The sequence below is a fragment of the Shewanella putrefaciens genome, assembly GCF_016406305.1.
Lineage (GTDB): Bacteria > Pseudomonadota > Gammaproteobacteria > Enterobacterales > Shewanellaceae > Shewanella > Shewanella putrefaciens_C.
Map to the genome: position 1 here is coordinate 2,008,340 of NZ_CP066369.1, position 13,168 is coordinate 2,021,507.

Genomic DNA, 13,168 nt, shown 5'->3' on the forward strand with positions numbered 1-13,168 from the left:
GTTTATAGAGGTTACAGCGCAAAGTATCAATGCTATGTACGCTAGCACACATAATGGCATTTTTGTTGGTTTGTGGAGTAAAAAAGATACTGTTAAGTACGCATTAAATGATAACAACTGCAGCAACGAGCCAGCAGACCTTGTCTGTCGAGGATATATAACCGCCCACGGTTATATGAAATACAGCCGCTGGCCTGCAATTCTCCCGCGGCCTCGGTAATACTGCTTCGCCTAACACCCAACATATCAGATAAAAACTGATGGGTGAGAAACAGCTCATTAGTCTGTATGCGGTCATGACTCATTAATAGCCAGCGTGCAAGCCGAGATTCGACTGAGTGAAAATGTGCGCAGACGGCATTTTGTGATAATTGGCATAATAATTGGTATAGGTAAGTTTCCAATATCTGTCTCAGACTGCTGCTTTGAGCAAGTAAGTCTTCAAACGTTGCAATTGGGATACGCCAGGCTTTACCTGAACCTTGGATAATTGCCTCAGAAGGGACTTGTCGAGTGCTCAACAACGTTGTTGCACCAAGCATGCCTTCATAGCCAATTAAGCCCATTTCCAATGCAGGGTGTTTTGGCAGTTTAGCGATCAATGAAATAAAGGCCGTTAACGGAAAATAAACGTATTGATATAACTCCCCTGGCTGACACAGTAAGTCAGCGAAGTTAAGTTGGACTAATTTAGCTTGTGATAATAATTCTACTTGCTCTAAAGCGGGTAGGTCATGGATCAATTGATTCTGAACCTGTGGTGCTAGTGTATTTTGAATTATTTTTGACATTACTATTCCTACCACTGGTGGCTCAGGCCTAACACCAGAAAATCAGCTGCAAAAAGAAAATCCGCAACGCCAGAACGGGTTGCGGAATGACTGAAGCTAAATGACCAATTGGTCTAGTCGAAGTCGAGTGAAGGGTTATTTTAGCTGTATATCGTTTTTGACTGAAATGACACCTGGAACTTTGCTTGTTACTTTTACTGCAGTATTGATATCCTCACGTGATTTGACAAACCCGCTGAGCTGAACCACGCCTTTAAATGTTTCAACATTAATTTCAGCCACACTTAAGTTTTTTTCACCTAAAATGGCCGCTTTAACTTTAGTAGTGACCACACTATCGTCGAAATACTCACCTGTGCCTTCTTTGTTATAATCGGAGCTGCAACTGGCGACAGCGGCTAGACCCATGGCGAGCAGAAAGAGACTTAAAACTTTAATTGTTTTCATCAGATTATCCTTTTGATAAATAGTAAGAATGGTAATGGTCCATTAGCTAATGCGGCCAGTTAACAGCAATATAACCAGCACCAGTACCACGATGCCTATAATGCCACCGGGGCGATAACCCCAGTTTCGGCTATGAGGCCAGGTGGGGAGCATGCCAAGGAATAACAAAATTAAAATAATCAATAATATAGTAGCAATAGACATGGCGAGTATTCCTGATGCCGGAACAACTTTTGCACCGGGTAACATTGAGTTTGCACCCTAATAAACCGTATGTCGGTACGCTGGCGCACGCACAAGAGGTGTGAGTTGAAGTGTTTTAGTTATTTAATTCGTTAATCCAATAAGTGGCATGTCGAACAGAGATCGTGATTGCAAGAAGGCATACTTTGGCCAATGTCTGGTGACGGACATGTTTTATATAGAGCCCAACGTTTGGAGCTTCACTTACCTTGTTGCTCAGATCCATGAGCAGCACCACAGAGGTCAACAAAATGAATTATCATGATCGCGATATATACGGTATTTATAATAACCCACAGTTCGCTGAGCCATTATCGACGCAGGGACCTGGTCCATATCTGATGGGGGCTGAAACTCTGATCGGCAACAGTGTTGTTAACCATGCTGATGAGATCTTAGGGGACATCAAAGAAATTATGCTTGAAGTAGGAACTGGCCGTGTCGGTTATGCGGTACTCTCATTCAGTACTTATTTTGGCTTTGGAGAAAAGCTTTTTGCTGTGCCTTGGAAGATGCTGACACTTAATCCTGTGGAAAAATGTTTCGTGATGGACTTATCATTAGAAAGATTAAAAACGGCACCAGGTTTTGACAAAGGTCATTGGCCAAATATGGCAGATGTTGAATGGGAAAAAAATCTGCATAATTATTATGGTAGTCAGCACGAATAATTTTATAATAAAAAGCAGGGATTTCTCTCCTGCTTTTTTCATTCAATCATTGATAGAAAATATGAACGAGTTGATTGTAACTGCTAGGTCGTCGTCCAAACGCATTTTATCTAGGAGTTGGTTTGCTTAGCGTTGCAGCCATGGTTGGCTGTATGCGAGCTAACAACAAAGGTTTGATCCAGCGTAATCCCCAAAGTAACCAGAATGAATAACTGCGAAGTGGTGCTAGCCATAGAAACAGACTTGTACGGACTTGATGTAACGGTTGCTTGCTGTGGTTTGCTGTGTAGCACCATATTAATCCTACACCCAGTAACACTCCCCCTTGAATGACTGATGACTTCAGTTTTGTGGCCATTTGCGTTTGCAGTTGTTGGCGCTTGGTGCCGGTATGTTGTAAATGATCCAGACATTGTTGAATGTTATTGCTGAGATTATCCTGTTTAGACATCATTACTGCTCCTTGGCTCTTGGGGGGACGATGTAGCCGTCTCTACCTTTGTCACCGATAGACTTTCAATGGTGGCTGGAAACCGCAGAAAACGACTGTGATAACGGATCAACCTTACGCAAACAAAAATAGCCAATAGTTGTAGCAACCATAGCAGCAGTATACCTTGCCAGGGCAAAAGTCCAATGGCTTGAAGGCCTAACCACAGCAATTGCAAGGATAACACCCAAGTGCTTAACAGCAATAAAGCTATAAAAAAGCCAAGGATGCACATTGCAACTAGGCTTTCTGCAGCACGCTGAATTTCAAGAGTAAGCAATTGTAATTGTTGCCTACACTGAATGCGGACTTGCTGGATAAACTGAGTAAGCAGTCCGCTAAGGCTAGTGTTATTGTTGGGTAAGGACTCTGCTATCGTCTCGGTTTGTGTAGGCACCTTGGCAGTTGGTATTTTAGTCGGCACGGGATTTCAGCAACCAGCTAAGAGCAAACCCAGTGAGGAGGGCTGCACTCAGCACTGTGATTGGACGGCGTTGTATTTGACCGCGCACAGCATTGCCTAAACGGATCCCTGTTGCATTTAGCTGCTCAGAGCGCATGTCAAAATTCTCAACGCCTTGACTGGCTGCACTGGTAAGTTTATCAACAGTATCATGGGCTTTAGCACTTAAGTGGTCAATGGCTGGGTGTGCCTCAGCCAAAGCATCATCAATAGCATTGTTTAAGCCCTTTGATTTAGTATCTGTAGTGGTTTTAGTTGTGTCTATGGGTGTTTGCATAGGTACCTCAAATAGATGCCCTAGTCGCAGAATTGCTTTATGGGGCAGGATACTTACTCTTGCAGCTTTAAAATTTTTATTCCGTGCGATGGCGCACCCACTTTGTTAGTTATGTAATTGAGATGGCACTTTAGCTATAGTTAACTGGCTAATTTTGTTCATATCTCTTTTTAACAGCAATTTTATCAATCAGTAAATAATTTGTATTAATTTTAATGCGTTGGGCATTTAACTAAATTTGCTTGTGTCCTAAATACTCAAACTCATTGGAGTACCTGTTTTATAGTGTCGGGTGTTTAGATTTTTACTGTTATTGTATATCTACTCGATAAATTCAGTGTTGAGTTCACTAAAGTCGTCTTCATTGTTATAGCTCAACTCTTTGGTATTGAGCTTTTCACCTAAAGGATGTTATATGGTTGAACAAATTACTGGGATGTTAGCACTGATTGGCGTGCTATCACTTTTCTGTCAATGGATTGGTTGGAAGTTAAGGCTACCTGCCATTTTACCTCTGCTGCTCTGTGGGCTGACTCTCGGACCCGGATTTGGGGTGCTCAATCCCGATGCGATATTTGGCGATTTGCTGTTTCCCATTATTTCCCTTGGGGTTGCGGTGATTCTGTTTGAAGGTGCATTAACCCTCAATTTTAAAGAAATCAAAGATCATGGCCGTATGGTAACTCATCTTGTGACCATTGGTACTTTCATCACTTGGGCCTGTATCAGCGGCGCCACTTTTTATCTACTCGATTTTAGTTTGGATATCGCCCTATTGTTTGGTGCATTGGTGGTTGTAACTGGCCCAACTGTGATTGTGCCTATGCTTAGAAGTGTGCGACCTAAGTCGCAGCTTGCCAGTATTCTGCGCTGGGAGGGGATAGTGATTGATCCCATAGGTGCATTGTTAGCTGTATTAGTGTTTGAATATATTACGGTATCTGGCGACCCCACCACCCATGTGCTTTTTGCTTTAGGTTCTATGCTGTCACTTGGCCTCGGGCTGGGGGCGATATCTGGTTATCTCGTTGGCCAAGTATTGCGCCATAACCTTTTACCCCATTATTTGCGTAACACTGCGGTGTTAACTCTGATGTTAGGGATTTTTGTGGCATCAAATCTCTTACAGGAAGAATCGGGATTACTGACGGTGACAGTCATGGGCATTTGGCTCGCCAATATGCGAGGGGTGGATATTGCAGAAATTCTTGAATTTAAAGAGACCTTAACTGTACTGCTGATTTCTGCCTTGTTTATTTTATTGGCGGCGCGCTTAGATTCCAACGCCATGATGGATTTAGGTTGGGGCGGTGTTGGGGTCCTCGCGGTCACTATGCTAATCGCAAGGCCATTGAGTATTTGGGTGTCTGGCATTGGAACGTCACTATCAAAAGCGGATAAGTGGTTTTTATGTTGGATTGCGCCGCGGGGGATTGTTGCCGCGGCGGTGTCGTCATTATTTGCGATTAAATTAGAAGCCAATAATGTGCAGGGCGCCGATGCTATTGTGCCTTTAGTATTTTTAATCATTATCGGCACTGTGGTTATTCAAAGTTTAACCGCGGGCCGCTGGGCGAAATACCTTGGGGTAACATCGGGTTCGGCTCAAGGCTTATTAATTTTCGGTGCCTCTAAGTTTTCCCGCGAGTTGGCAAAAATCCTAAAGGCGAAGGATGTGAAAGTGCTGCTGGCCGACAGCAACTGGGATAACATTCGCCTCGCGCGGATGGATAATATTCCGGTGTATTTTGGTAATCCTGCCTCGGAACATGCTGAAACCTATATGGATTTAACTGGGATTGGCCGAGTGCTGATCATGTCGCCCTACAAACAGTTAAACCCGCTGGTGACCTTTTATTTTCAAGACCTATTAGGCTTAAAGAAGGTTTTTGGTCTTAACAATGCTGAGCAGGGCAGTGCACGGCATCAGTTATCTGAGTCCTATAAACAGCGGTTATGCCTCTTTGGTGATGCGGTTTCCTACGCCAAAATCGCCAGCCAAATGGCGAAAGGGGCGCAGCTTAAAGTTACAAACTTAACCGAAAACTTTACCTTTGAGCATTTCCGTAAGCGTTATGGTGAAACTGCTTTGCCCTTAGTGTATTTAACCAAAGAAGGCAAAGTGACCATAGTTTCTGGCAATGATACCCAATTCCCTAGTGGCATCGAGTTAATCAGCCTATTGCCAGTTGAAGCCCTTGAAGAAGCCAAAATCCAACAGGCGATTGCGGAGCAAGAAGCGATTGTGGCGCAGGCCAAAGTGGCGGAAGAAGCGGCACTTGCTAAAACTAAAGCGGAGGAGGTTACTGAGTAATTAAGACTTAAAAAACAGATGCTAACACTATAATTAGTGACGAAGCAGACAAGGGGTGGCAGATAACGTGATAAAGAGTTAGCTTGAGCATGTAATAGGGTATCACTGCCATGTTTTATCTTGTTAATACGACAAGCTCACCCTTATATTCGCAAGTTAAACTGGAGAATACCAATGTTGAAATATTCCACACTCATGTACTTGAGTCTTGTGTTCGGGCAGGTGCAAGCTGCTGACCAATGGCTACTAACAACGGATCTCTGGGGTAATCCTGTATATGGCACACTGACTTTAACACTCAACGGTGACAATCTCAGTGGTGATATAGATGGTGACAAGCTGAGCGGACATCGCCAAGGCGCAAGTCTCATATTTGAAAGCATTAATATGGATGGCACTGTCTATAACTATGAGGGTAAGATGCAAGACAATACCATCGATGGTATTGCCGATTTTCCGGATACCAATAATCCGAGTGTTCGAGTGAAACATGCCTTCTCGGCACGGAAAATAGCCACCCGTCCAGAAGGCCAACCGCGGCTTTATGAATTCATGCCAACGAACTATTCCAATCTATTTGATCCTCATCGCACCCCCGTCCTTACGATTTGGCCAGGTGATACAGTACAAACAAAAACGATTGACTCGGGTGGGGTCGATGAGCATGGTGAGACTAAGGCTCTATTTGGAAATCCGCAAACTGGCCCTTTCTTTATTGCCACAGCAGCGCCAGGGGATACGCTGGTAATACGGATAAATCGCCTTAGATTGAATCGAGATTATGCTGATAGTTTGGATGCGATTGTTGGGCGAGCATTGGGGGCTCGTTTTGCGACTCAAGCGGATGAACTTGGCAAGCCTGTGCGCTGGAAATTGGACAGAGAGCGCGGAATTGCAAGCTTGGAAACGCCAACTGAACATTTAAAAGACTACACAGTTAAAGTGCGGCCTATGCTAGGCGGGCTTGCGGTTGCACCTGGTTTTGGCTCTGCGCCGATATCTACGGGTGATACCGGACGTTTTGGCGGTAACATGGACTTTAACGAAGTGATTGAAGGCAATATTGTTTATTTACCCGTGCAACAACCCGGTGCTTTACTCTATCTTGGCGATGCTCATGCGTTGCAGGGAGATGGTGAAACCTCGCAGTATGCTTTAGAAACCTCTATGGATGTAGAATTCACGGTTGATGTGATCAAAGCTAAATCGATAGCGATGCCGCGTGTTGAATCACCGGATCAGCTTATGGTCTTAGGTCAGGCGGGATCATTAGATGAGGCATTACGCTCGGCGACGACAGGGCTTATTCAATGGTTACAACAAGATTATGGCTTGACGCTGCCAGAATGTGCGATTCTCCTCGGCAGTGCTGCTCATTATTCTGTTCCTAATCTCGCGGGGCGCAGTGTTGGTGTTGCCTTGAAGCTTGATAAGACACTGCTGACTATGCCTCGTTTGAAGGGTAAAGGGTAAGCTATGTTAATGCAAAATAGCTTTAGTCATGTAGCTGTGAAGTTTTCTCTGATTGGGTTCGTATCATCTTGAGCGGCGGATCCGGAACGGGACACTTACTATAAAAAAAGGAGGCTAATTAGCCTCCTTTTTGTAGTTTTGGATCTTACTGAGTGGATTACGCAGCGCGTTCCTGTGAAACGGTGGCAACCACTTCAGGGCGCAGTTCGGCTGGGTCAAAGTCATCCACATTGATAGACTTCATACGACCAATTTCTGCTCTTTCAAGTAATTGCACTTCGGCATCGCTCAATACCCCTAGGGCTTTACCCTCTGCGGCGACTTTATCTAACCACATAAATGGCAGACGTTTACCGCTGGCCTTGCATACCTTATCGAATAAAGGCTCTGAGGCGAGGATATCTTTGAGCGTTTGTTCTTGAATACCCACAGCATTGTGCTCAGAGTTAGTCCAGAACTGGCCCTTACCTAAACGATCACGGCTCTCACAGGGCGTTTGCATGATCTTAGCCACTTTATGATCTAGCACATCGCTTGGACGTTTCAGTGGACGGCCGAATGGGAACATCACTGCGCGTAATACGCCGCCAAGGCCCATAGGGAAGTTATCCAATAAGTCGTCTAATGAAGCCTGTAACTTGTACAGAGCATCTTCAACCGCCCATTGTACCAATGGCAAGTCGTCGGTTTGACGGCCTTCATCTTGGTAACGCTTGAGCGTCGCCGATGCAAGATATAGCTGGCTTAATAGATCACCTAAACGGGCTGAGATACGTTCTTTACGTTTTAAGTTACCACCCAAAGTTGCCATAGCTAAGTCAGAAAGCAGGGCAAGGTTGGCACTGAAACGGTTCATATGTTGATAATAACGCTTGGTTTTATCAGAGTAAGGCGCATTAGAGAAGCGGCTTGAGGTTAATCCTAACCAGAAGCTACGGACAAAGTTACTGGTCGCAAAACCAATGTGACCGAAAATTGCCGCATCGAAGTTAGCTAAGCCTTGGCCAGATTCATTATCAAACGCGGACTCCATTTCTGCGAGCACGTACGGATGGCAACGGATAGCGCCTTGGCCGTAGATGATCATCGAACGAGTCAGGATATTTGCGCCTTCAACAGTAATCGCAATGGGCGCGGCTTGATAGCCACGGCCTAAGTAGTTGTTAGGGCCTAAACACACACCTTTACCGCCGTGGATATCCATGGCATCGATTACGCATTTCTGCATACGATCTGTCAGGTGATATTTCACGATAGCCGAGATAACCGAAGGTTTTTCACCTAAGTCGATACCTGTAGTGGTTAATGACGTTACCGCGTCCATCAGGTAGGCGTTACCACCGATGCGTGCCATTGGCTCTTCAATCCCTTCTAACTTACCAATAGGGAGTTTGAATTGGCGACGAATACGCGCATAGGCACCGGTTGCTAAGGCTGCGGTTTTCACGCCACCGGCAGAGTTTGATGGCAGAGTAATACCACGACCCACAGATAAACATTCCACCAGCATGCGCCAGCCTTGGCCTGCCATTTTCGGGCCGCCAATAATAAAGCTTAATGGGACGAACACTTCGTTGCCGCGGGTTGGACCGTTTTGGAACATACAGTTCAGCGGGAAGTGACGACGACCAGTTTCAACGCCTTCAACATCGGTTGGGATCAGCGCACAGGTAATGCCGAGTTCTTCTTTATCACCGAGTAGATGATCAGGATCGCGCAGTTTAAACGCTAAACCTAATACGGTCGCGACAGGGGCGAGGGTGATATAACGCTTGTTCCAGGTCAGTTTCATCCCCAGAACTTCTTCACCTTCCCACTTGCCTTTACACACGATACCAAAGTCAGGGATAGAACCCGCATCGCTACCGGCCTCAGGGCTGGTCAGGGCGAAACAGGGCACTTCTAACCCTTTGGCTAAACGGGGTAAATAGTAGTTTTGTTGTTCAGGCGTGCCATAGTGTTGCAGCAATTCGCCAGGGCCTAAAGAGTTAGGTACGCCAACAGTTGAAGCCAATTCGCTGCTTAAGCCCGCCAGCTTTTGTAACACGCGGGATTGGGCATAAGCTGAATATTCTAAACCGCCGTACTTTTTCTTAATGATCATGGCGAAGAAACCGTGATCTTTGAGGTATTGCCATACTTCAGCAGGCAAATCAGCGAGTTGGTGTGATACTTGGTGCTGGTTCACCATGCGGCACACTTCTTCAACTGGGCCATCGAGGAAGGCTTGTTCATCTGCACTTAAACGCGCAACTGGGTAGTTATGGAGTTTTTTCCAGTTAGGGTTACCCGCAAACAGATCTGCTTCCCACCAAGTGGTGCCGGCTTCAATCGCTTCTTTTTCGGTTGAAGACATTTCCGGCATAATGCCACGGTATACCTTCATCAGTGGGCGACTGATCACATTTTGTCTAAATGCACTGATGTTCAGTGGCAGCGCGATCACGAGGAAAATGATCCAAGAGATAGGGCCGACAACATCGAGTGTCCATCCTGCTGTCATCACAACAGCGGCTGCAATAGTGGCAGTGAGCAAAGATACCCGAAGGTAAGCTAGGGCTCCTAGCACTAAGATCATGGCGATGATCCAAAGTAGGGTAGTCACTGTAATTCTCCTTAAGTATGACCGAGTGCCAACCACAGGTCATAGCGAGTTTTGTTGATTGCGATCACAATTATAGTTTGTGGTCAGACCTGTGTCGCATAAAAGTTAAACCTAAGGCAATTTTAATACAAGCATTTTTCAAACAATTGTTTAAATTTTTTGTCGATTTTGATCATTCCACAAATGTCATCAACTAGTTACAATGCAAAACCGTAGAGCGTTGAGAGAAAATAGGCGAGAGATATGTGTGAATTACTGGCGATGAGTGCCAATGTGCCGACCGATATTGTGTTTAGTTTTACGGGATTAGCGCAACGTGGTGGGGTCACGGGGCCCCATGTTGACGGTTGGGGGATCACTTTTTATGAGGGTAAAGGTAGCCGTACTTTTAAAGATGCTTGCCCGAGCAGTGAATCCCATATTGCCAAATTGATCCAATCCTACCCCATTAAGAGTGAGGTAGTGATAAGCCATATTCGTCAAGCTAATCGCGGTTGTGTATCGCTGGAAAACACTCACCCTTTCACCCGCGAGTTATGGGGCCGTTATTGGACCTATGCCCATAATGGCCAGTTGACGGACTATCAGACCAAGTTTCAGGTCTCGCGTTATCAGAGCGTAGGCGACACCGACAGTGAACTCGCTTTTTGCTGGATACTCGAGCAAGTTGCGGCCAAGTTTGGCGACCGTCGCCCCGAGGATATGCTGGCGGTATTTCGATTTGTCGCATCACTTGCCGAGCAAATTCGCGCCCTTGGGGTGTTTAATATGATCTTAAGCGATGGCGAGCACTTGATGAGTTATTGCAGTAACAACTTATGTTACATCACTCGCCGCGCGCCTTTTGGCAAAGCAAAACTGATCGACACGGATGTAGTGATTGATTTTGATAAGGAAACAACTCCCCACGATGTAGTGACAGTGATCGCCACTCGGCCATTAACTGAGAATGAAAACTGGCATGTCATGCAGCCAGGTAATTGGAAATTATTCCGCTTGGGTGAGCCGCTAATCGATTGCTGAGTCTAACCTTGGTTATCCCGGCTTTGACTGTGACCTTTGGCCTTTGTGCTCCATGTGCCAAGCAACGCGGTGATGGCAGAGTCGCGTATAAAATAGCGCCATCTGCCACACGGGTTTATTAGCCAGCCTAGGATTAATTGCTTATTGGTTGCTGCTTGGGTTAATTCTCATCCGTGCCTAGCAGTTTTGGCGCCTTGTGCGATTCGTGCGTGGCAGTCGAGGCGGGTTCGGCTGATACTTTCTCATCGAAATGATATTTAAGCAGTTTAATATCGAGCTGCTTACTGCCTTTTTCGAAGTGCGTGAGGCGCACGGGCAGGTAGGCTAAATCCGGCGCCATCCAAAAGAAGGTTTGGCGTTTCTTATTATCTCTAACCACTTCAATTTTGACCGTGTCGTAACTGCCACTTTCTATGGTCATACGTTCCTTGCCGATAACATGAAACTTATATTCATCGACTTCATTGTCTTTCACCATCTTGTAATCGAGCACATCCTTACCCGCGCTAATGTCGAGCCTAAATTGTAGCTGCACCATCAGAGGATCAAATATATCCCCTTCGAATGGGAACTTGCCTTTCTCGTCCTTATAGCGGGTATGGATAAAACCCTGGGCCTTGGCAAAAGCCGTTTGCTCTGTGAAATTGGGGCCAACACCCTGACGTTGATGCAAGTATCGCAGCGGTAGCAGCTGCTCGCCATCTTGGCTGAATTCACTCAATATATGGCGAACGTCGGTGAGCAGTAACAGGCTTAGATCGCTATCGAAACGATATTTGAATACACCATCTTCCATCTGCGGCAGATTATATTTGGCCTTACCTAATTCAATATCACCGTAATTTACTTGGTATTCAGCCGTTTGTGGTGTTAATGGTGTGGGGGCTGCCATGGCAAAAAGGCTGTGGCTGAGCGCGGATAAAATCAATAATAACGTGGAAATAGTGCGCAAATAATGCTCCTTGTATCCTAGGTTTTCACCTTGTTTCGCGGCGCGACAGGGCGCCGAACGGAATAAAAATGGGTTGAATTGCATATTACTTACACCGCTTTCATTCGCTAACGATTATGCCCATCGCTAGGTTATAGCTGAGGCTGCCTAACGTGTAAATAGGTTGTAGATCAGTAAATTAATCTAAAATGGCATGGCCATAACTAAGGTTGCCATATCAGGCCGCCACTCAAATTCAGACAATTTTACTTTGCCGCGGTTCACTATTACACCTTCGATTCGCAATAATTCCATCTGTTCCTGAAACGCGGTTGAATTTTTTTCAAAGGAAATTTGGCCCTGACTGTTAAGCACCCTATGCCATGGAAGTGACAAATGTTCGGGGGCCGATTTGAGTGCCTTAGAGACATATCTGGCTCTGCCTGGTAGCCCGGCTAAATCGGCAACTTTACCATAACTGCTAACACGTCCCTGCGGGATCATGGCAACAATATGCCAAATTTTGGCCATAGGCGATAAGGGCTCTGCCTTCGCAGTTTGAGCTTCTAAGGCGGCTTCGTCTTGTGTTAAATAGGCATATAGTGGTGATTTATCTTTTGGAAACGATGGCATAAATAAGGGCTCTTGTGCGTATGTCTATTCGCTCGTCTTTAGGTTTGCCAGTTTAACGTTAAACGAAAAAATTGCGAAAGCCCGTGTATGGATGATGATATTGTTATCTGTATACTCGATTGTGATCGTAATTATTAAACTATTTATGGCGAAAATATTGTGTAAAGGCTGAAATAGTCCATAATAGCGCCAATTTTTTTGACTCGATGAGAGAAGATAATCAGCATGGCCGTACTCAATATTTTGACAATCCCCGATGAGCGTCTTAAACGTAAAGCGCAACCAGTAAAAGATATTGATGCCGTTCAGGGATTTATCGATGACTTAATCGAAACCATGTACCACACGGACGATGGTATCGGTTTAGCGGCAACGCAAGTCGGCAGTACGGATGCGATTATCGTGATCGATTTATCTGACGATCGTGACCAACCTTTAGTACTGATTAATCCAGAAATCGTCGAAAAGTCAGGCGAGTTTATCGGTGAAGAAGGTTGTCTGTCGATCCCTGGTTATCGCGCTAAAGTGACCCGGTTTGAAAAGGTCAAAGTCACCGCCTTAGACAGGACTGGCAAAGCGATTGAAATCGAAACCGATGAGTTTTTAGCCATAGTATTGCAGCATGAAATCGATCATTTACACGGTAAAGTGTTTATCGAACATTTATCCATGTTAAAACAACAAATTGCCCTTAAAAAAGTGCGTAAATACGCTTAACTTTTTAGCAGAAGTCAATTTTGTTCGCAAAAGCCGCACCTTGATGCGGCTTTTGTGTATTTGTGCTTTTGAGTCTGTTAACTATCCCTT

General features: G+C 45.2%; 14 protein-coding genes. 5 read left to right on the forward strand and 9 right to left on the reverse strand.

Going from position 1 to position 13,168, the window contains the following annotated elements; all coding sequences use genetic code 11:
• Positions 1-92: 92 nt before the first annotated feature.
• From JFT56_RS08680 to JFT56_RS08690, 3 genes are all read right to left on the reverse strand, one after another.
• Positions 93-791, reverse strand: coding sequence for a Crp/Fnr family transcriptional regulator (locus JFT56_RS08680; protein ID WP_198783228.1), 699 nt, complete (start codon positions 789-791; stop codon positions 93-95).
• Between the two features lie 135 nt (positions 792-926).
• Complete coding sequence (locus JFT56_RS08685) at positions 927-1,238, reverse strand: BON domain-containing protein (RefSeq protein WP_198783229.1); 312 nt, start codon at positions 1,236-1,238, stop codon at positions 927-929.
• Positions 1,239-1,280: 42 nt separating this feature from the next.
• Entirely contained in the window at positions 1,281-1,487 is a 207-nt protein-coding gene (locus JFT56_RS08690; RefSeq protein WP_233095586.1) for a DUF3309 family protein, read from the reverse strand.
• Positions 1,488-1,732: 245 nt separating this feature from the next.
• Between JFT56_RS08690 and JFT56_RS08695 the strand changes: the two genes are divergently transcribed.
• Positions 1,733-2,152 carry a PRC-barrel domain-containing protein gene (locus tag JFT56_RS08695; RefSeq protein WP_198783230.1) on the forward strand — a complete coding sequence of 140 codons (420 nt, stop codon included), beginning with the start codon at positions 1,733-1,735 and terminating at the stop codon, positions 2,150-2,152.
• A gap of 106 nt (positions 2,153-2,258) precedes the next feature.
• Here the strand turns inward: JFT56_RS08695 and JFT56_RS08700 are convergent, their stop codons facing one another.
• The 3 genes from JFT56_RS08700 to JFT56_RS08710 are packed head-to-tail and all read right to left on the reverse strand — an operon-like array spanning position 2,259 to position 3,382.
• A complete protein-coding gene (locus JFT56_RS08700) occupies positions 2,259-2,606 on the reverse strand; it encodes a hypothetical protein (RefSeq protein ID WP_198783231.1) in 348 nt (115 codons plus the stop codon).
• On the reverse strand, positions 2,596-3,066 hold the full coding sequence (locus tag JFT56_RS20100) for a phage holin family protein (protein WP_198783232.1): 471 nt from the start codon (positions 3,064-3,066) through the stop codon (positions 2,596-2,598). Before JFT56_RS20100 ends, JFT56_RS08700 begins: the two co-directional genes overlap by 11 nt.
• Positions 3,056-3,382, reverse strand: coding sequence for a hypothetical protein (locus JFT56_RS08710; protein WP_198783233.1), 327 nt, complete (start codon positions 3,380-3,382; stop codon positions 3,056-3,058). Before JFT56_RS08710 ends, JFT56_RS20100 begins: the two co-directional genes overlap by 11 nt.
• A 415-nt stretch (positions 3,383-3,797) precedes the next feature.
• On the opposite strand from JFT56_RS08710, the gene JFT56_RS08715 reads away from it, so the two are divergent.
• On the forward strand, positions 3,798-5,696 hold the full coding sequence (locus JFT56_RS08715; RefSeq protein ID WP_198783234.1) for a cation:proton antiporter: 1,899 nt from the start codon (positions 3,798-3,800) through the stop codon (positions 5,694-5,696).
• 174 nt (positions 5,697-5,870) lie between these two features.
• A complete protein-coding gene (locus JFT56_RS08720; RefSeq protein WP_198783235.1) occupies positions 5,871-7,169 on the forward strand; it encodes an acetamidase/formamidase family protein in 1,299 nt (432 codons plus the stop codon).
• A 157-nt stretch (positions 7,170-7,326) separates the two neighbouring features.
• Here JFT56_RS08720 and fadE read toward each other — a convergent pair whose 3' ends face one another.
• Entirely contained in the window at positions 7,327-9,774 is a 2,448-nt protein-coding gene (gene fadE / locus JFT56_RS08725) for an acyl-CoA dehydrogenase FadE (protein WP_198783236.1), read from the reverse strand.
• A 243-nt stretch (positions 9,775-10,017) separates the two neighbouring features.
• Between fadE and JFT56_RS08730 the strand changes: the two genes are divergently transcribed.
• On the forward strand, positions 10,018-10,797 hold the full coding sequence (locus JFT56_RS08730) for a class II glutamine amidotransferase (RefSeq protein ID WP_198783237.1): 780 nt from the start codon (positions 10,018-10,020) through the stop codon (positions 10,795-10,797).
• A 160-nt stretch (positions 10,798-10,957) separates the two neighbouring features.
• Here the strand turns inward: JFT56_RS08730 and JFT56_RS08735 are convergent, their stop codons facing one another.
• Both JFT56_RS08735 and JFT56_RS08740 read right to left on the reverse strand, forming a co-directional pair.
• On the reverse strand, positions 10,958-11,749 hold the full coding sequence (locus tag JFT56_RS08735; protein WP_198783536.1) for a DUF3108 domain-containing protein: 792 nt from the start codon (positions 11,747-11,749) through the stop codon (positions 10,958-10,960).
• Between the two features lie 183 nt (positions 11,750-11,932).
• Positions 11,933-12,361, reverse strand: a complete 429-nt coding sequence (locus JFT56_RS08740) for an MGMT family protein (RefSeq protein ID WP_198783238.1) — start codon at positions 12,359-12,361, stop codon at positions 11,933-11,935.
• Between the two features lie 225 nt (positions 12,362-12,586).
• Here JFT56_RS08740 and def point away from each other — a divergent pair, with 225 nt between their 5' ends.
• Entirely contained in the window at positions 12,587-13,078 is a 492-nt protein-coding gene (def, locus tag JFT56_RS08745; protein WP_198783239.1) for a peptide deformylase, read from the forward strand.
• Positions 13,079-13,168: the final 90 nt, after the last annotated feature.

Coding starts and splice junctions, on each gene's coding strand:
- JFT56_RS08720 (WP_198783235.1), top strand. CDS start 5,871: ATGTTGAAATATTCCACACTCATGTACTTGAGTCTTGTGTTCGGGCAG.
- JFT56_RS08680 (WP_198783228.1), bottom strand. CDS start 791: ATGTCAAAAATAATTCAAAATACACTAGCACCACAGGTTCAGAATCAA.
- JFT56_RS08710 (WP_198783233.1), bottom strand. CDS start 3,382: ATGCAAACACCCATAGACACAACTAAAACCACTACAGATACTAAATCA.
- JFT56_RS08715 (WP_198783234.1), top strand. CDS start 3,798: ATGGTTGAACAAATTACTGGGATGTTAGCACTGATTGGCGTGCTATCA.
- def (WP_198783239.1), top strand. CDS start 12,587: ATGGCCGTACTCAATATTTTGACAATCCCCGATGAGCGTCTTAAACGT.
- JFT56_RS08730 (WP_198783237.1), top strand. CDS start 10,018: ATGTGTGAATTACTGGCGATGAGTGCCAATGTGCCGACCGATATTGTG.
- JFT56_RS08700 (WP_198783231.1), bottom strand. CDS start 2,606: ATGATGTCTAAACAGGATAATCTCAGCAATAACATTCAACAATGTCTG.
- JFT56_RS08685 (WP_198783229.1), bottom strand. CDS start 1,238: ATGAAAACAATTAAAGTTTTAAGTCTCTTTCTGCTCGCCATGGGTCTA.
- JFT56_RS08690 (WP_233095586.1), bottom strand. CDS start 1,487: ATGTTACCCGGTGCAAAAGTTGTTCCGGCATCAGGAATACTCGCCATG.
- JFT56_RS08740 (WP_198783238.1), bottom strand. CDS start 12,361: ATGCCATCGTTTCCAAAAGATAAATCACCACTATATGCCTATTTAACA.
- JFT56_RS08695 (WP_198783230.1), top strand. CDS start 1,733: ATGAATTATCATGATCGCGATATATACGGTATTTATAATAACCCACAG.